The sequence below is a fragment of the Flagellimonas olearia genome (genome assembly GCF_004150225.1).
Taxonomy (GTDB): domain Bacteria; phylum Bacteroidota; class Bacteroidia; order Flavobacteriales; family Flavobacteriaceae; genus Flagellimonas; species Flagellimonas olearia.
Map to the genome: position 1 here is coordinate 542,755 of NZ_ML142908.1, position 18,751 is coordinate 561,505.

The 18,751-nt window shown below is 44.6% G+C and carries 10 protein-coding genes; all 10 read left to right on the forward strand.

What is annotated here, in order from left to right; all coding sequences use genetic code 11:
* The first annotated feature begins 65 nt into the window (after nucleotides 1-65).
* The 10 genes from DN53_RS07735 to DN53_RS07780 all read left to right on the forward strand — a co-directional run bounded on the left by DN53_RS07735 (nucleotide 66) and on the right by DN53_RS07780 (nucleotide 18,741).
* The gene (locus DN53_RS07735) at nucleotides 66-1,433 is read left to right on the forward strand and encodes a TolC family protein (RefSeq protein ID WP_242502095.1); all 1,368 of its coding nucleotides are present in this window, start codon (nucleotides 66-68) and stop codon (nucleotides 1,431-1,433) included.
* Between the two features lie 8 nt (nucleotides 1,434-1,441).
* On the forward strand, nucleotides 1,442-2,692 hold the full coding sequence (locus DN53_RS07740) for an efflux RND transporter periplasmic adaptor subunit (protein ID WP_129653813.1): 1,251 nt from the start codon (nucleotides 1,442-1,444) through the stop codon (nucleotides 2,690-2,692).
* Between the two features lie 66 nt (nucleotides 2,693-2,758).
* Complete coding sequence (locus tag DN53_RS07745; protein ID WP_129653814.1) at nucleotides 2,759-3,454, forward strand: ABC transporter ATP-binding protein; 696 nt, start codon at nucleotides 2,759-2,761, stop codon at nucleotides 3,452-3,454.
* A gap of 36 nt (nucleotides 3,455-3,490) precedes the next feature.
* Nucleotides 3,491-5,875, forward strand: coding sequence for an ABC transporter permease (locus DN53_RS07750; RefSeq protein ID WP_129653815.1), 2,385 nt, complete (start codon nucleotides 3,491-3,493; stop codon nucleotides 5,873-5,875).
* A 24-nt stretch (nucleotides 5,876-5,899) separates the two neighbouring features.
* Nucleotides 5,900-8,335, forward strand: coding sequence for an ABC transporter permease (locus DN53_RS07755; RefSeq protein ID WP_129653816.1), 2,436 nt, complete (start codon nucleotides 5,900-5,902; stop codon nucleotides 8,333-8,335).
* Between the two features lie 23 nt (nucleotides 8,336-8,358).
* Nucleotides 8,359-10,773, forward strand: coding sequence for an ABC transporter permease (locus DN53_RS07760; protein ID WP_129653817.1), 2,415 nt, complete (start codon nucleotides 8,359-8,361; stop codon nucleotides 10,771-10,773).
* A gap of 24 nt (nucleotides 10,774-10,797) precedes the next feature.
* A complete protein-coding gene (locus DN53_RS07765; RefSeq protein ID WP_129653818.1) occupies nucleotides 10,798-13,197 on the forward strand; it encodes an ABC transporter permease in 2,400 nt (799 codons plus the stop codon).
* A gap of 23 nt (nucleotides 13,198-13,220) precedes the next feature.
* Nucleotides 13,221-15,629 (forward strand): ABC transporter permease, encoded by a 2,409-nt coding sequence (locus tag DN53_RS07770; protein ID WP_129653819.1) that lies wholly within the window; start codon nucleotides 13,221-13,223, stop codon nucleotides 15,627-15,629.
* A gap of 20 nt (nucleotides 15,630-15,649) precedes the next feature.
* The gene (locus DN53_RS07775) at nucleotides 15,650-18,067 is read left to right on the forward strand and encodes an ABC transporter permease (protein ID WP_129653820.1); all 2,418 of its coding nucleotides are present in this window, start codon (nucleotides 15,650-15,652) and stop codon (nucleotides 18,065-18,067) included.
* Between the two features lie 11 nt (nucleotides 18,068-18,078).
* A complete protein-coding gene (locus DN53_RS07780; RefSeq protein ID WP_129653821.1) occupies nucleotides 18,079-18,741 on the forward strand; it encodes an ABC transporter ATP-binding protein in 663 nt (220 codons plus the stop codon).
* The last annotated feature ends 10 nt before the right edge of the window (nucleotides 18,742-18,751 follow it).

An 18,751-nucleotide genomic window follows, 5' to 3' on the forward strand; every position in this document is an offset into this window, starting at 1 on the left:
TAACTTTCTTTTTAGAAAATATTTTAATTAATTGATAATTAGACTATTATGTTTTTGGCACAAGAATGGACATAGTTTTGGCACAGGAATACATTATGAACCTTAGAACATACATTACCGGCCTTTTATTTTTCGTTGCAATCTCCGGGTTTTCACAAGAGACCTGGACCTTGGACGAATGTGTGGCCTACGCCATTGAGCACAACCTTCAGGTAAAGAACACCAACTATAACCGCGACTCAAGCAAAGAGACCTATCGCCAGTCAATCCGTGATTTGTTGCCCTCTGTGGGCGGCTATACCGATTATAGGATTCGCTACGGTAGATCGGCCGACCCGAACACCAACGATTATGTGAACACGGAATTCTTTAGCAACAATTACTCCCTAAGTGCCAACATGGGACTATTTCAGGGGTTTCAAAAATTGAACTCGATAAAAGCCTCAAAATTCATTTTGAAGGCCACACAGGAAGATGTGTTACAAGAAAAATTCCTCTTGGCCTTCAGGGTGATGAGCGCTTTTTACGATATCAAGTTTTACGAAGGGCTTGTGGCCAATTCCTTGGAGCAACAGGAAATCTCCCAAGCCAATTACGACTTGGTTGCAAAGCAAGTAGAACTGGGCATCATGGCGGGTGCCGACCTCTACGAGGCCGAATCCAATCTGTTGGGCGATAAATTATTGGTGACCCAGAACAGAAACCTGCTCACCAATGCCAAGTTGGTCTTGCTTCAAGAAATGAACCTCAACGAAATAACGGATATTACCCTACAGGAAACTTTAGAGCCCCTTCCCAATGAAATTGAAAGCGCTCCCTTGGATTCCTTATATGAAACTGCAAGAGGGTTTGTGCCCTTGGTGAAATCACAGGAATACCGGGTAAGTGCTGCCAAAAAACAACTTCAGGCCGCAAGGGGTACACTTTATCCTTCCCTTTCCTTGGTCGCCGGATACGGGACCAGTTATTTTGAGACCAATGTGGATGAGAATGGGAACATCATTCCTTTTAAAACCCAGTTCAACGATAACACTTCCAAGTTTGTTGGGGCCGAACTGAGCATCCCCATCAGTAATGGATGGTCCAACCATTCCCGGGTGAAACAGCAAAAAATTGCCTATTTGCAGGCACAGAACAATCTTAAGATCCAAGAGCAGGAACTTTTTCAGTTATTGCAACAGCTCGTACAGACCAATCAGGCATTGATCGCAGAATACGAGCAAAGCAACCAAAAGGTGGAGGCCCAACAATTGGCGTTCACCATTGCCCAAAAACGCTACGAAAAAGGACTCATCAATGCCTTGGACCTTTTCCAGGCCAAGAATTTGTACGGCGTGGCACAAAACGAAAACTTACAGGTAGGTCTCCGGTTGAGAGTGAACAAGAGCACCATAGATTTTTATAGCGGCCTACCCATTTTTAATATCAACTAATCAGAACCATGGATATACAATTAGAGAAAAAGAAAGGACTTAAACCCAAACATTACGGCTATATAGCCTTGGGCGTACTTTTATTGTTCGTGGGATGGAAGCTGCTTTTTGCCAGTTCCGTTTCCACCTTCAGGACCGAAAAGGAACGCCTTTCCATAGCACAGGTCACCGCCGGCAAGTTTGATGACTATATTACCATCAACGGTACTGTGGCCCCAATAGCCACCATTTATATGGATGCCTATGAAGGCGGAAGGGTTTCGGAAAAGTTGATTGAGGAAGGGTCCATGGTAAAAAAGGGAGACATCATTCTCAAGCTCGAAAACATGGGTCTCTACGAACAGATCTTGGCGAGCGAGAGTAACTTGGCCCTCAAACAGAACGATCTTCGGTCCACCAAACTTACCTTCGATTCAAGACAAGTGGAGGGCAAACGGAACTTGGCCACCGCCGAGTATGACCTTCAACGCCTAAAGCGAAACTACGAGCAGAATGAAGAGCTGTTCAAGGACGAACTGATTTCCAAAGAAACCTACCTTCTTTCCAAGGAAAATTACGAGCTCGCCAAAAAACAACATGACATTGTAAAACTGCAAACCGAGCAGGATGATGAGTTGAGGGAAACTTCCTTGACCGGTCTGGATGCCGATTTGGCCCGGATGCACAAGACCCTATCCATGGTCTACGAGCGTTTGGACCACCTCAACGTCCGTGCCCCTGCAGATGGCCAGCTTGGGTTTTTGGATGCCGAAATCGGACAGAACATTGCCCAAGGGGAACGTATCGGTCAAATCAATGTACTCACCGATTTTAAAATCGAGGCCGAAATAGACGAGCACTACATTGATCGGGTAAAACGGGACCTGTCCGCAACCTTGGAGCGTAATGAAAAGGAATATGGCCTACGACTGCGCAAGGTGTATCCCGAAGTACGGAACGGTCGCTTTAAGGTAGATTTGGTATTTACCGATGAAAAGCCCGAGACCATCCGTGCAGGACAGAGCTACAACATTCGTCTACAGTTAGGTGAATCCAACGAAGCCCTTTTGTTGCCCAAAGGCGGGTTCTTCCAGAGTACCGGAGGCCAGTGGGTATTTGTGGTGAACCCTGATGGGGGCGAGGCCCTAAAACGTAATGTGCGTCTGGGCAAACAGAATTCAAGGTATTACGAGGTCCTTGAGGGCCTACAACCTGGTGAAGAAGTGATTACCAGTAACTATGACAGTTTTGGAACCGCAGAACGGATTGTGTTAAAATAATCCTCCAACCTGTAACACCTATTGATTTAAAGAAGTCTATATACTAACAGCGAAACAACCATAAAAATGATACAGATACAGAATCTTAAAAAAAGCTTCAGAACCGAAGAAGTGGAAACCTTGGCCCTGAACGGGGTAAACCTAAAGGTTGCCGAGGGAGAGTTTGTGGCCATCATGGGTCCTTCCGGATGTGGAAAATCCACCCTCCTGAATATTATTGGAATGTTGGACAACCCTACCGAGGGAAGCTATGAATTTGCCGGCCATCAAGTGGGGGGGCTCAAGGAAAGCCAACGCACCCAATTGCGAAAAGGAAACCTAGGCTTTGTCTTCCAAAGCTTTAACCTTATTGATGAGCTTACGGTTTTCGAAAATGTGGAGCTACCCCTCATCTATCTAAAAATGAACAAATCTGAGCGTCGTGAAAAAGTAAAGGCAGTCTTGGAACGCATGAAAATTGCGCATCGGGAAAAGCACTTTCCACAGCAATTGTCAGGGGGTCAACAACAAAGGGTAGCCATTGCCCGTGCCGTTGTTACCAACCCCAAACTGATTCTGGCGGATGAGCCTACGGGGAACCTGGATTCCAAAAATGGTATCGAGGTCATGAACCTATTGACCGAACTGAACCAAGAAGGCACCACCATTGTCATGGTGACCCACTCGGACCGTGATTCGCATTATGCACACAGAGTCATTAACCTATTCGATGGGCAAATTGTCACTGAAAGTCAAAACAAACCCATGAAGGCAATGGTATAAGGGTTTATTCATCAATCATCATCAAAAACAACCATCATGTTCAAAAACTATATCCGAATCGCTTGGAGGAACCTTGTCAAAAGAAAGGTGTTCACCACTATAAATATCCTTGGTCTGGCCATAGGCTTTGGTAGCAGTATTTTGATATATCTGTTTTTGACATTTCATCTTTCCTTTGACAATTTTCATGAGAACTCGGATAGGATCTACAGGGCCGTTACCGAAAGTCATCAAGACGAAATAGGTTACAATGCATCCGTACCCCCAGCTTTTGCAAAAGTGTTCCGTGAAGATTACCAATATGCGGAAAAGGTAGCCAAGGTAGTGAGTTGGGACGAGGTAACCCTGAAAGTGGAAAATAGACAGCAGGGGCAACCTTACAAAGAGGATGTTGCCTTTGTGGAACCGGATTTCTTTGGCATCATGACCTTCCCCTTGGTAGAAGCTGCCGGAAATCGCTCCTTGGAGGAACCCCATACGGCTTACATTACCCAAAAGATGGCAGAGAAATTGTTTGGCTCCCCGGATGCATTGGGCAAAACCCTCTTGTATGATAATAGTGAGGCCATCGAGATCATAGGTGTTCTCAAAGATCTGCCCAAAACCTCGTTGATCGGCCAAGGATTGTTCATTTCATTCAAGACCTTGGAAAATTCCGATGAGTTTGTGGCGGAGGAAACTTGGGGGGGCATCAGTTCCCATCTGCAGTGCTTTGTTCTTTTGTACCCCAACCAGAATATCGCCGACATTGAAAATGCGCTGTTGGAACTTCCAAAAAAGCATCGCCCGGACAGCAAAAACAAGCACATATATAAGTTACAGCCGCTTTCCGATATCCATTTCAATCCACAGTACGGGGGTGCCAACCCGACCCTGATGTGGGTTTTTGCCATTATTGGCTTGTTCTTGGTCTTGATTGCCTGTATAAATTTCATCAACATTTCCACGGCGCAGGCATTCTACCGGTCAAAAGAAATTGGGGTTAGAAAGGTGTTGGGAAGCTTTAGGCACCATTTGTTCTGGCAATTTTTGTCGGAAACCTTTGTAATCAGTCTTTTTGCCATTGGATTGGGCATATTATTGGCCGTATTGTTTCTTCCCTCGTTCAATCATCTGTTTGAACTGGAGCTTTCCATGACCAACCTTTGGAATGTTCGGTTTTTCGCATTTCTGACCGCGGTCTTGCTTTTTGTCTCTTTCCTATCCGGAAGCTATCCTGGAATATTGATGTCCCGCATTGTCCCTGTACTTGCCCTTAAGGGCAAGCTTAGCCATAACGATACCGGTGGTACAACGACCCGTAAGGTTTTGGTCGTGGCGCAATTTGCCATTTCCATCACCTTGATCGCTGCAACGCTTATCATTTCCAGACAGATTGATTATGCCGTTAACACCGATTTGGGGTTTGATCGGGAATCCATTGTCATGGTCGACATTCCCACAGAAGTAGAACCCGTACAATTGTTGTCCCTAAAAGACCAATTGAGCCGAATTTCCGGGGTAGAGCATATTTCCAATTGCCTGGACAGCCCTGGGGCAGCGCACAGCAATTGGGGTACCAATATAAAATTCCATAATCGCCCAGAAGATGAGGAGTTCAGCATTCAGGCCAAACTTGCCGACAAGGATTACCTTGAAACCTTTGATATTCCATTGGTGGCCGGCAGAAACTTTTTTGAGCATGACTCCATTACCGAAGTCCTCGTAAATGAAAAACTGGGAGAAAAACTCGGGCTGGCCTCTTCGGAGGAACTATTGGGCAAACGCATTGAGGTTAATGGTGGAAGAACCAAGGCCACCATTGTTGGGGTTATGGCCAACTTCCATGACAGTGATTTCACGCAGGACATCAGCCCTATTTTTGTAGCCTATCACCCCTATTGGTTTTCGCAAATCGCCCTGAAACTACGTACACAGAATACACGGTCCACTCTGGACCAAATCAATGAAAAATGGTCCAACACCTTTGAAGGGTACGTTTTTGAACCCCACTTTTTGGATGAAAGGGTTGCGGAACAATATGAAGCGGAACAAAGCTATCTGTCCCTATCCAAAGTCTTCTCGGCATTGGCCATATTGATTGGCTGTCTTGGTCTATATGGGCTTATCCTCTTCTTTGTTGGGCAACGCACCAAGGAAATCGGAATCAGAAAAGTATTGGGAAGCAATGTGGCCAACATTTTGACCCTTTTCTCCATGGATTTTTTCAAACTTATTCTTATTGCCGGGGTCTTGGCCACTCCAATTGCTTGGTATCTTATGGAGCAATGGCTCCGAGGCTATACCTATAGAACCCAAATACATTGGTGGATTTTTGCCCTCGCCATCATATCCATCATGGCAATCACCCTTATCACTATAAGCTACCAGACCCTAAAAGTGGCTTTGGCGAGCCCTGTAAAAAGCCTGCGAACCGAATAAGCTAAATCAATAAAACAACACGTCATGTTTAAGAACAACATAAAAATTGCCTGGAGGAATCTGAAAAAGCAACCCTTTTTTACGTTTCTCAACACTTTTGGCCTTGCCATTGGAATGGCGGGTGCCTTGCTTATCTGTCTTTTTATCCATGACGAATTGAGCTATGACAAAATGTTCGCGGATGCCGAACGCATCTACCGGATTGACACGGACATTAAATTCGGCGGAGCCGAAATCAAAGCTTCCGAGTCTGCAGCCCCCATGGCCGAAGTCATACTCAGGGATTTTCCACAGGTGGAATCTGCCATGCGGTTTCGGGACCGGGGCAGCCTGCTCTTGAGAAAAAGTGGAACCTCTGCGAACACCAAGGAGCCCAGAGTTGCTTTTGCCGATTCTACCTTCTTTGACTTCTTTGGGATAACCCTCTTGGTGGGCGATTCCGAAACAGCCCTGACCCAACCCAACACTTTGATCCTGACAAAAACTGCCGCTGAAAAGCATTTTGGGATCAAAGACGCTTTGGGGCAAAGTCTATTGCTGAACAATACGGACACTTATACCGTTACGGGAATCATTGATGACCTTCCAAAAAATTCGTTCTTGAGGGACCATTCCGTTTTTATGGCCATGAGCGGTTTTGCGGATTCCCGGTCACCCGATTGGGGCAGTCACAATTACTATACGTTCGTCAAACTCATTCCCTCGGCGAACGTGGCAGATTTCCAAGTTCCATTGAATACGCTCTTCGACAACTATTTACTGCCTTGGGCGCAAAATTATTTTCCGGGCATCACCAAGGAATCCTTCCTTGCTTCGGGGAACTTCGTCAACTATCATACCATGCCCTTGACGGACATTCACCTCCATTCAAATAGGCAATCCGAAATGAGCTCCAACAGTACCATGCAAAATGTGTACATCCTTTCTTTTATAAGCTTGTTTTTGATTGTTCTTGCCTGTGTGAACTTCATGAACCTCTCCACGGCCTATTCCTTGAAAAGGGCCAAAGAAGTGGGGATAAGAAGAACCTTGGGGTCCAATAAAATAGACTTGGTACGCCAGTTTTTGATCGAATCGGGGCTTATCTCATTCATTTCACTCTTGGTAGCGCTGATCATTGCCTCAGCAGTACTTCCCTTTTTCAATGAACTTGCCGGAAAGTCGATTGCCATACCCTATACAAATCCAATATTTTGGGGAATTCTACTATTGGCCACTATTATCTTGGGGATATTTTCTGGAAGCTATCCTGCCTTTTTCATGTCGCGGTTTATGCCCGTGAAAACCCTTAAGGGCGGAGGGCAAAGTGATGTGGGAGGTGGCAATGTACGCAATGCATTGGTGGTGTTCCAGTTTGCCATTTCGGTATTTCTGATTGTCAGTACGATTGTTGTTTTTCAGCAGCTGACATTCATTCAAAACAAAGACTTGGGCTTTACCAAAGATCAAGTGGTTCTGATAGACGATGTTTTTTCCGCCGGATCGCAGGTAGAGGCCCTTAAAGAAGAAGTTCTCAAACTAAGTCAGACCAAAAATGCCACCCTAAGCTCTTATTTCCCCACACCTTCATCCCGTTCCAACGGATCCTTTGTCAAAGAAGGGGCTTTGAGTCAAGAAAATGCCGTTCAAATGCAAACATGGGCCGTTGATGAAGATTACATAAATACGATGGACATGGAGCTCATTGCCGGACGCAATTTCAGCAACGAATTTGGGACCGACTCCACTGGGATGATCATCAATGAAGCTGCCCTAAAAATTCTTGGTCTTAGCGCTGAAGAAGCATTGGGCCTTAAAATGACCGATGACCTAGCCGTTGAAGAACTCAGGTTCAGCACCATTATCGGGGTGGTCAAAAACTTCCATTACGAGTCCTTGCGGGAAAATATTGGGGCATTGGGTCTCTTTTTGGACCGACAACCGTCGGGTATGTTGGCAGTACGATTGAATGCTGGTGACTTTTCATCGGCCATTGCCAAAATCGAAGGAATTTGGAACAGGTTTGCTCCAGGGCAGCCTTTCAACTATCGATTTATGGACGATTCCTTCAATACCACCTATGATGCAGAACAACGTTTGGGCAAAATATTCATGGTCTTCACGGTACTGTCCATTTTGATTGCTTGCTTGGGCTTGTTCGGGCTTGCCGCCTTCAACGCACAAAAGCGAACCAAGGAAATCGGAATCCGAAAAGTATTGGGTGCCAGTGTACAACAGATTACCTACCGATTGACCACCGACTTCCTAAAAATGGTCGGGATTTCCATCCTTATCTCCTTGCCCATTGGCTGGTTTGCCATGGACAAGTGGTTGGAAGATTTTTCCTATCGGATAGAGATAGGATGGTGGGTGTTTGCCTTGGCGGCCCTTTTGGCCATTGGCGTGGCGGTGCTTACCGTGGGCTATCAGAGCATAAAAGCGGCCATTGTGAATCCCATAAAAAGCCTAAGAACAGAATAATCATCATCAAAAAACGAAAAGCCATGTTCAAAAACTATATAAAGATTGCCTGGCGCAACATCAAAAAGGACAAACTGTTTACATCCATTAAAATCGGTGGTTTTGCCGTAGGCATTGCCGCTTGTCTTTTGATAGCCCTTTTTATAAAAAATGAACTGGGCTACGATACCCATTACAAGAACAAAGATCGCCTCTACCGCGTGGTCATGCAAGGTATGATGAATGGCGAACAGCTTAAAAGCGTTCATTTTCAACTTCCTTTTGCCGAAACATTGGCATCTACCTTTCCGGAAATCCAAAAAGCGGGAAAGATAAACACCAGTGAACTTTTTGGTGCGGGAAGAAGGGCGTTGCGGGCAGAAGGAACCACCCAAAACAACTTTGAAGAAGGTTTTATATATGCGGACCAGCCCGTTTTTGACCTATTGGAATTGGAACTGGAACAGGGCAATCCTGAAAATCTATTGGTTAATCCCGGTAGCATTGTATTGACGGCCTCCAAGGCGGCCAAATATTTCCCTGACGGCAATGCCGTGGGCAAAACGGTTTTTCTTGACGACAATTCCAGTAGACCCTACACGGTGACAGGAATCATCAAGGAAGATCTTTCGAAAAAATCGCATATGGACTTTGATTTCCTTCTGGCGATTGAGGACACCAATATGAGTTGGTCCAACAACAATTACTTTACCTATGTGTTGCTTGATGACAATGTTGATGTTTTCTCTTTGGAAAAGAAAATGCACTCCATTCTAGATAATTTTGTCATTCCCGCCTATCGCGAAAGAATGCGCGGAGAGAACTTCATGGAAGTGTTACAAACCCTGGAGTACAAACTACAACCCATTGGGGACATTCACCTAAAATCGGATTTAAAGATGGGTGATGGGCTAAAACATGGCGACATTCGCTTTGTTTGGTTGTTTGCTGCCATTGCGGGGTTTGTTTTATTGCTGGCAGTAATAAATTTCATCAATTTGTCTACCGCCAAGTCTGCCAATAGGGCCAAAGAGGTGGGGTTGAAAAAGACGGTAGGAGCCTTTCGGAGCGATTTAGTGAGCCAGTTTTTAACCGAGTCCATCATCTTTAGCATCATCTCCTTTGTTATTGGGGTCTTATTGGCTTGGGGGCTGCTCCCTACCTTTAACTCCATTGCCGCCAAAAACATTGGAATGCCATGGGGAACATGGTGGTTCCTACCCATAATAGGGGTGGCCGCCTTGATCATAGGAATCATTGCAGGGCTATATCCTGCCTTTTACCTATCCGCTTTTAAACCGGTGAACGTGCTCAAGGGTTCCCTGAGTACGGGAAGCAAAAGTGGAAAACTCCGCAGTGGATTGGTTGTTTTTCAGTTTACCACTTCGGTAGTGTTGATTATTGGCACCTTGATCATTTATAAGCAAATGAACTTCATTTTGGACAAGAAACTGGGGTTCAACAAGGAACAGGTATTGGTCATCAAGGGAACCAACTTATTAAAAAACAATACTGAGTCCTTTAAGGAAAGGCTTCTTGAATCATCCAATGTAAAATCGGTGACCATAAGTGATTACCTTCCCATAGAGGGCACAAAACGAAATGGGAACACTTTTGGTTTGATTGGTAATGAAGGGCAAGAAATTTCCGTTCCCGCACAAGTATGGCGGGTAGACCATGATTATATACAAACCCTAGGGCTACAGGTTAAAAATGGAAGGGGGTTTTCCGAGGATTATGCCAGTGATTCGTCTACCATAGTCATTAATTCATCCATGGCGAAGGAATTAGGCTTTGATAACCCCATAGGCAAACGGATCAATAATGGTGAAGATTGGACCATAATCGGTGTCCTTGAGGATTTCCACTATAAAAATCTCAAAGAAGAAATTAGCCCGGTCTCATTGGTCATTGGCAACAGTCCAAGCATGGTCTCCGTAAAACTGAACAAGGGGGAAACCACTAGGGCAATCCATGCCATTGAAGCCATATGGCAGGACTATGTACCCCAACAAGCATTTGAGTATACCTTTTTAGATCAGGAGTTTGCGCAAATGCATGATGATGTCCAGCGTATGGGAAAAATATTCAACAGCTTTGCCCTATTTGCCATTCTTGTGGCCTGTTTGGGCCTCTTTGCCCTTTCCGCATTTTTGGTTGAACAACGCAAAAAGGAAATAAGCATCCGCATGGTTCTTGGAGCCCCTTTTAAAAGTATATATCAATTGCTCACTTTTGATTTTGTAAAGTTGATTTTGATATCGATACTCATTGCAACCCCTATTGGCTGGTACTTGATGAGCCGTTGGCTGGAAGATTTTGCGTATAGGATCAATATTTCTTGGTGGGTCTTTTTACTGTCCGGTCTTTTGGCCTTGGCGGTCGCATTTTTAACGGTCAGCTACCAAGCCATAAAAGCAGGTTTGGTCAACCCGGCAAAAAGTTTGAGGGCCGAATAAATCACATCAAAAAACAAAACCATCATGTTAAAGAACTATTTAAAAATTGCCTGGAGAAACCTGACTAAGCACAAAGCGTACACCATCATAAACGTGGGTGGATTGGCCTTGGGCATGGCGGTTGCCCTCATCATTGGCCTGTGGATGCAGGATGAGCTCACCCACAATGATTATTTCTCCAATAAAGACCGTATTGCCCAAATATTCCAATCACAGACCTTTAATGGTGAAACCGGTACAGGTCCTGCCATTCCCCGTCCTTTGGAAAAAGCGTTCCGCGATGGATATATGGACAATTTCAAGCGCTTGGTAATGGCCTCGTGGAACAATTCCCAATATTTAAAATATAAGGAAACCAGTATTTCAAGAACCGGAAACTTTATGCAACAGGAGGCTCCTGAAATGCTTGACCTAAATATTATAAAGGGAGAAAAGGACGGCTTAAGGGAAATCAATTCCGTTATGATTTCCGTTTCTACGGCCAATGCCCTTTTTGGCAATGAGGAACCCATTGGGAAGGTCATCAAGGTCAACAGTCAGTATGATATGATGGTCACCGCAGTCTATGAGGACATTCCTTTTAATGCCTCCTTTAATGATATGCATTATCTCATGCCCTGGGACAAATATATCACCACAGCGGAATGGCTTCAGAAATCCGAGGACCAATGGGGGAACAATTCTTTCCAAATGTTTGTTCAAATTGCAGACAACACCACCATGGAAGGGGTTACATCGGCCATAAAGGATGTAAAAAAAGATTTGAACGAAGATACCGTTGAATTTAACCCCCAGCTTATGTTGTTGCCCATGAAAGACTGGCACCTTCGCAATTTTTTTGAAAATGGAAAGCAGGTGGGCGGACGTATCAAATACGTTTGGTTGTTTGGCATCATTGGGGTCTTTGTGTTGCTTTTGGCCTGTATCAATTTTATGAACCTCAGCACGGCCCGTTCCGAAAAAAGGGCCAAGGAAGTAGGGATCCGAAAGTCCATTGGCTCCCAGCGTGGGCAATTGATCAACCAATTTTTGGGAGAATCTTTTTTGGTGGTCCTATTGGCCTTTATCATTGCTGTTCTTATTGTGGCCATATCCTTAAATGGATTCAATGAGTTGGCCAGAAAGGAAATGGATTTTCCGTGGACACTTCCCGGTTTTTGGGCGGCCTCCCTTCTATTTATTCTGGCTACAGCCCTATTGGCCGGCAGTTATCCTGCTCTATACCTTTCCTCCTTCAGGCCCATTGATGTACTAAAGGGCACCTTCAAGGCAGGGAAGCATTCCGGATTGCCCAGAAAAATCTTGGTCGTGCTACAGTTCACCGTTTCGGTGGCATTTATCATCGGAACTGTCATCGTAATGCAACAAATTAACCATGCTAAAAACCGACCTATTGGGTACGATCGTGAAGGTTTGGTGCAGGTTCCGGTCATGAGTCAGGATTTTGCCGGAAAATACGAGTTGATGCGAGATGAGTTCATCGGCTCCGGGGCGGTTGTGGAAATGTCATCCTCCAGTAGCCCAACCACCAACATTTGGTCCAATCGAAGTGGGTGGACCTGGGAAGGCAAACCTGAAGGGTTCCAAGAAGATTTGGCCTATACCGAGGTTTCCCCCGAGTACGCCAAATCGCTCAATTTAAAAATTGTGGAGGGCAGGGATTTTTCAAGGGAATTTCCTTCGGATTCCAATGCTGTTCTGCTCAACGAAACTGCCGTAAAATATATGGGGCTTAAAGACCCTGTTGGCAAACTTTTAAAGGATAAGGACACTGAAAATCCGAGTGAGCCTTTAAAGGTTATTGGCGTGGTTCAGGATATGATCGCACAATCCCCATATGAGCCTGTAAAACAAGGGATGTACACCTTTGATAAATACGGCAATGCTTCCTTTTACAACCTACGGTTGAATCCCAAACAAAGTGCCGGACAAAATCTGGCCATAATTGAACGGGTCTTCAAGGAGCACTTTCCCAATATCCCGTTCCAGTACGACTTTGTGGATGAAGAATACGGTGAGAAATTTGCCGCCGAGGAGCGTATTGGTCGTCTTTCGGGAATCTTTACTGCCTTGGCTATCCTGATCAGCTGTTTGGGACTTTTTGGATTGACTTCCTTTGTAGCGGAACAGCGAACCAAGGAAATTGGAGTTCGCAAGGTGTTGGGGGCTACCGTGTTCAACGTGTGGAACATGTTATCCAAAGACTTTTTAAAACTGGTCATCATTTCCTGTTTTATAGCTGTGCCTATAGCCTATTACGTTATGAATGGATGGTTACAGGAGTACCCGTATCGTGTGATTTTGAAATGGTGGATTTTTGCCCTGGCTATGCTTGGGGCAATGTTCGTGACCGTAGTTACAGTCAGCTTCCAAGCCATTAGGGCTGCAAAGGCCAATCCCGTAAAAAGTTTACGGACGGAGTAATTCATCAATAATAGAGGAAAGCCATGTTCAAAAACTATATTAAAATAGCCTGGAGAAATCTTCTCAAAAACAAAGTCTTCACAACAGCCAATTTGATTGGATTGTCCACTGCTTTTGCAATAGCAATTCTTTTGGGCATGACAGCCATGTTTGAGTTATCCTTTGACCAATTCCACAAAAAAAAGGACTCGGTCTATCAACTATATCTGTCCAATCAAACCCCAAAAGGAACAACCATAAGTGTGGTAAATCCTATTCCTTTGGCCCCGGCATTAAAGGAGGAAGTGCCCGGAATAAAGCATATTTCCCGCTCCCTTAGCCAAGATGCTTTGGCCACGTACCAAAACAAAGACTTTGACCTGGATGCCGAATATGTGGACAACGATTTTTTTACTCTTTTCAGTTACCCTGTGGTAATGGGCAACACTCAAAAACCTATTCCTAACAAAAATTCCATCGCACTGACTGAAAGTGCTGCCAAAAGGATATTTGGAGATGGGAATGCCGTTGGAGAAACTATCCTGTTACAACAAGGCAGGGAGCAGCTTCCCTACACGGTTGCCTCAATACTGAAGGACACTCCCGTGAACAGTAGTGTGGACTTTGATATTGTAATTCCATTTGAAAGCCACACGGAGTATCTTCCAAACCTCGACACATGGGACTCTTACAACCATTTGGTTTACTTAGAGTTGGAAGAAGGTGTTTCCCTATCCCGGTTTGAAGAAAATACTCGCTCCTTTGCCAACCTACACTATGAAAATCAGATACAAAATATGATTCGCGATGGAGCATTGCCCGATACCAACGGACAATACAAACAATTTCACCTCCTTCCCTATTCCGACGTTGCCTTTGTCTCCTATGCAACCGGTATCGCCATAGTCAACCGTACCTTCCCCTATTTAATTATGGGGATTGCCTTGCTCATCATTTTCATCGCTTGTGCCAATTTTATCAACATGAACATTGCTTTGGGAGAAAAACGGCTCAAGGAAATTGGTATGCGAAAAACCCTTGGAGCAGTTAAGCGCCAACTTTTTGGACAATTTTGGTTGGAGAGTATCTTGATTTTTGTGGTTTCCATTGTATTGGGACTGGTAGTCGCTCATTTGCTATTGGATCCTTTCAAGTCTCTTTTTAACACACAGGCAACCCTTTCCAATCTATCCAAGCCGGCTATATTGGTAGGTCTTTTTCTTTCCCTATTGTTCATTACACTCATTGCCGGCGGATATCCGGCTCTCATATTAAGCAAGCTCAACGCCATTAGGGCCCTAAAGGGCAAATGGGAAATGGGGAAGAACCGATTGCGTAACGGCCTTATTGTGCTTCAATTTGTCATTGCCATTGTTCTCATTAGCGGCACCATAGTTCTTCATGGACAAATCCAGTATATGAGAAACAAGGACTTGGGCTATAACAAGGAGCAGGTGATTTCCATTCCACTCAATGGCAAAACGGATAGCTATCGAGTGGTACAACTCCTACGGGAAGAACTTAAAAACAACCCAAACATACTTAGTGTAACCGGTGCCGATAATAATTTGGGGCGGGGAAGGGACGGTAGTTCGTCCACCAGTAAATGGCGATTTGATTATAAAGAGCGTAGTATAGGTACCAATGTCCTCACTGTTGACCACGATTATTTAAAAACCTTGGATATTCCCTTGGTTTCGGGTAGGTCTTTTAGCAAAGAATACGGCGCAGACAGTCTCAGTATAGTGATCAATGAGGCCATGGCAAAGGAATTGAACGAGAAAGACCCCCTATCCGTCAAAATCCAGGAAGACGAAGGCCCTTATACCGTCATTGGAGTATTGAAAGATTATCATTTTCAGAATATTAACAGGGAAATTGAACCACTGACCCTTTTCATGAACCAAGAAAGGGACCTCTACTATGCCTACGTCAAAGTGAGTCCCGCGGCCATCGCCGAATCTTATGATGCCATAAAGGCTGTTTGGGGAAAAGTAGAGCCGCAAGCCGAGTTTTTGGGGTCGTTTTTGGATGAAAATGTAGATCGTACATTTCGACGGGAAAAAACCATGGCCACCATTATCACAAGCGGTAGCGTCCTGGGAATTCTCTTGAGCTGTATTGGGCTTTTTGCCATGTCCATACTGGTAGTGACCCAGCGTACCAAGGAAATTGGTGTTAGGAAAGTAATCGGGGCAAGCGTATCCTCCATTACCTTATTATTGACCAAAGATTTCTTGAAATTGGTAGGCTTTGCTTTTATCATAGCCGTACCCTTGGCTTGGTTCTTTTTGAACAATTGGTTGGAGTCTTATCCCTTTCGCATCACCTTGAATCCTCTGTATTTCATAGTGGCCGGTTTTTTGGCAATGCTAATCGCTTTCTTGACGGTGGGGGCAAGAACCGTAAGGGCAGCATCGGCCAATCCCGTAAAAAGTTTACGAACAGAATAAAACCCATTAAAGATGTCAAGATGAATCCTATATTCCTAAAAATTGCCCTACGATATCTCCTAAAAAACAGGCTCTATTCCTTTATCAACATCTTAGGGCTAACGGTGGGCATTGCTTCCTTTGTTCTCATTATGCTCTACGTAAACTATGAACGCAGCTATGACACATTTAGCGGTTCGGAGCATGTGTATCGTGTGTATATGGATTATAAGACGGGAGATGTTTTTGCCCCAGGGGATGCCCAAGTCTATAATTTATCCGGCCCCACCATTAAGCAAGAATTTCCCGAAGTACTTGAGCAGGTTCGCCTGTTTCATATGGGTGGCGTTACCTTGGTAAACAAAGAGACCGTATTGGGAGAAAATGTAGGTTCTTTGGCAGACCCATCCTATTTTGACATTTTTCCCTATCCCTTGATCAAGGGGGACAAAAACACCGCTTTGGTGGAGCCCTATTCCATTATATTGACAGAATCTCTTGCGCATAAACTGTTCGGGGATGAAAACCCTTTGGGAAAAACAGTGTCCACCTTTTGGGGAAACGACGTTCCAATGACCGTTACTGGGGTCATGAAAGACGTCTCCCAGAATACCCATATGAAAAACAGTTTTCTGATTTCATTTGATACCCTCTGGACGTGGGAGATGTTCGAGGGGCAACAAGAATTGAACTGGGCCAACAACAACTTTTTCACCTATTTGAAAGTTGCTGAAAATTCCAACATTGCTGCGCTCAGAAAAAAAATCCAAGAAAACAATGCCGATGGAAAAGTGGATGAAAGGCATGACATTGAAGCTTTGGAACGTATTCATTTACACTCCAACAAACCGTATGAGGCCGAAGCCAACGGGAGTGCAAACCGGGTCAACTTTTTATCTGCCATAGCCTTGATCGTATTGTTGCTCTCATGGCTCAACTATGTAAATCTTGCCACGGCAAAATCCTTGGAAAGAGCCAAGGAAATTGGAATCCGTAAGGTGGCTGGTGCACAAAGGCTCCATTTGGTTTGGCAAATCTTTTCAGAATCAATCTTAATCAATGGCTTGGCCTTGATCATAGCCCTTACCCTCGTAGCCTTGACATTGCCTTGGTTCAATGGCTATATGGGACAAGAATTGATGGTTGCCCTCCCCAACCTATATTCCCTTTGGCCGTTTTTTGCTTTCATCTTATTGGGAACGTTCATCTCAAACCTATATCCTGCATTTATCTTGAGTGGTTACCGTCCTGCAAAAACATTGAAAGGAAAAATTCAAGGATCCTCCCAAGGCTTGCTGCTTCGGAAAGGATTGATAACCCTTCAGTTTTTGGCCACCATTGTACTTTTGATAGGGACCTTGGTCGTGGGCAAGCAGATTCGATTCCTAAAAGATCAACCCATAGGGGCACAGCTCAATGGTGTGGTCGCCCTAAGGGGCCAAATATTGGACCAACCCTCGGACTCTATAAAGAACAAGGATTTTCAGGTGCTGAAGAAGGAATTGGGCAACCTAAGTTTTGTGAATGCCGTTTCAACCGCGCAAACCTATCCCGGGGGCGGCTATAACAACCTTCCTTCTTTTATGGGAATAACCAAACCGGATGGTTCTTTTGAAGAACAGACCGTATATTATCAGTATCAGGTGGAACCCGAGTTTTTCAAAGTAATGGGCATATCATTTTTGGCCGGTGATGTGTTCCATGCCAATGCCAATGGTGGTGGGAACGACATTGTTGTCAATGAACAATTTGCAAGAAAGATGGGGTTCTCCAATGCTTCGGAAGCCTTGGAAAAAGAGGTGAAGTATTGGGGGCAGACCTGGAAGATCGTCGGGGTAATGGAAAACTATCACCACTTTGGGCTAAAAACCGTTATTCAACCAATGCTTATTCGGCCAGGCACTGCAACCAGTTCCCTTTTGGTAAAATTAGATGATTCGGCCTTAAACCCAACCCAATTGGAGTCGGCCATGGCATCTTTGCAAAGCAAATGGAAGTCTGTCTTCCCCGAGAGTACATTTGGCTATACTTTTTTGGACAAGAATTTTGAGGCCCAATACAACGATGATAAAAAATTTGGTGAGGCATTCGGCTTCTTTACCTTTCTTGCCATACTGATTGCCTTGATGGGATTGTTTGGGCTTACTTCCTATACCATTCTACAACGCAGAAAAGAAATTGGCATACGAAAGGTAAACGGCGCCACCGTGGGACAAATTCTTTCCTTGCTGAACCAAGATTTTGTAAAATGGATTGGACTTGCCTTCATCTTTGCCGTTCCCATTTCCTGGTTCGCCATGAACAGATGGCTTGAAGGCTTTGCCTATAAGACCACCATAAGTTGGTGGATTTTTGCACTTACCGGATTTTTAACCCTTTTCCTTACATTGCTTACCGTGAGTTTTCAAAGTGTACGGGCGGCTTCGGCCAATCCTGTTGAAACCTTGCGGGAAGAATAAAAATATCAATCATGCTACTACAACTCAACAACATTTTTAAATGGGTCAACTCTGGAGGCCAGCGTATTTTTTTATTAAAGGACATCAATTTTGAAGTAAAGGAAGGTGAATTTATCTCCATTATGGGGCCTTCGGGTTCCGGAAAATCCACTTTGTTGAATGTCATCGGGATGTTGGACGGGTTTGACGAAGGGGAATATCAATTTTTGGATGAACCCGTGCACTCCATCAAAGAAAAACACCGGTCCAATCTGTACAAAGAGTACATTGGTTTTGTATTCCAATCTTACCACTTGTTGGATGAACTTACGGTAAAGGAAAATCTGGAAATGCCCTTACTCTACAAAAAATATAAAGGTGCCGAACGCAAGGCCATGGTGGCCGATATGTTGGATCGTTTCAATATTGTGGGCAAAAAAGACCTTTTCCCTGCTCAACTCAGTGGTGGGCAACAGCAATTGGTGGGCATAGCCCGTGCCCTAATCTCCAATCCAAAACTGATTTTGGCCGATGAGCCCACGGGAAACCTCAACTCTAAGCAAGGGGAGGAAATCATGGAACTTTTTAAACAGTTGAATGACGAAGGCGTCACTATTATCCAAGTGACACATTCAGAGAAAAATGCGGCTTATGGTTCCCGAATCATCAATCTGTTGGATGGGCGGATGATTTAATTAAGTCCAA

What these genes read in the sequence shown, in the direction of transcription:
- DN53_RS07735 (WP_242502095.1), top strand. Translation starts at nt 66, where the DNA reads ATGGACATAGTTTTGGCACAGGAATACATTATGAACCTTAGAACATAC.
- DN53_RS07740 (WP_129653813.1), top strand. Translation starts at nt 1,442, where the DNA reads ATGGATATACAATTAGAGAAAAAGAAAGGACTTAAACCCAAACATTAC.
- DN53_RS07745 (WP_129653814.1), top strand. Translation starts at nt 2,759, where the DNA reads ATGATACAGATACAGAATCTTAAAAAAAGCTTCAGAACCGAAGAAGTG.
- DN53_RS07750 (WP_129653815.1), top strand. Translation starts at nt 3,491, where the DNA reads ATGTTCAAAAACTATATCCGAATCGCTTGGAGGAACCTTGTCAAAAGA.
- DN53_RS07755 (WP_129653816.1), top strand. Translation starts at nt 5,900, where the DNA reads ATGTTTAAGAACAACATAAAAATTGCCTGGAGGAATCTGAAAAAGCAA.
- DN53_RS07760 (WP_129653817.1), top strand. Translation starts at nt 8,359, where the DNA reads ATGTTCAAAAACTATATAAAGATTGCCTGGCGCAACATCAAAAAGGAC.
- DN53_RS07765 (WP_129653818.1), top strand. Translation starts at nt 10,798, where the DNA reads ATGTTAAAGAACTATTTAAAAATTGCCTGGAGAAACCTGACTAAGCAC.
- DN53_RS07770 (WP_129653819.1), top strand. Translation starts at nt 13,221, where the DNA reads ATGTTCAAAAACTATATTAAAATAGCCTGGAGAAATCTTCTCAAAAAC.
- DN53_RS07775 (WP_129653820.1), top strand. Translation starts at nt 15,650, where the DNA reads ATGAATCCTATATTCCTAAAAATTGCCCTACGATATCTCCTAAAAAAC.
- DN53_RS07780 (WP_129653821.1), top strand. Translation starts at nt 18,079, where the DNA reads ATGCTACTACAACTCAACAACATTTTTAAATGGGTCAACTCTGGAGGC.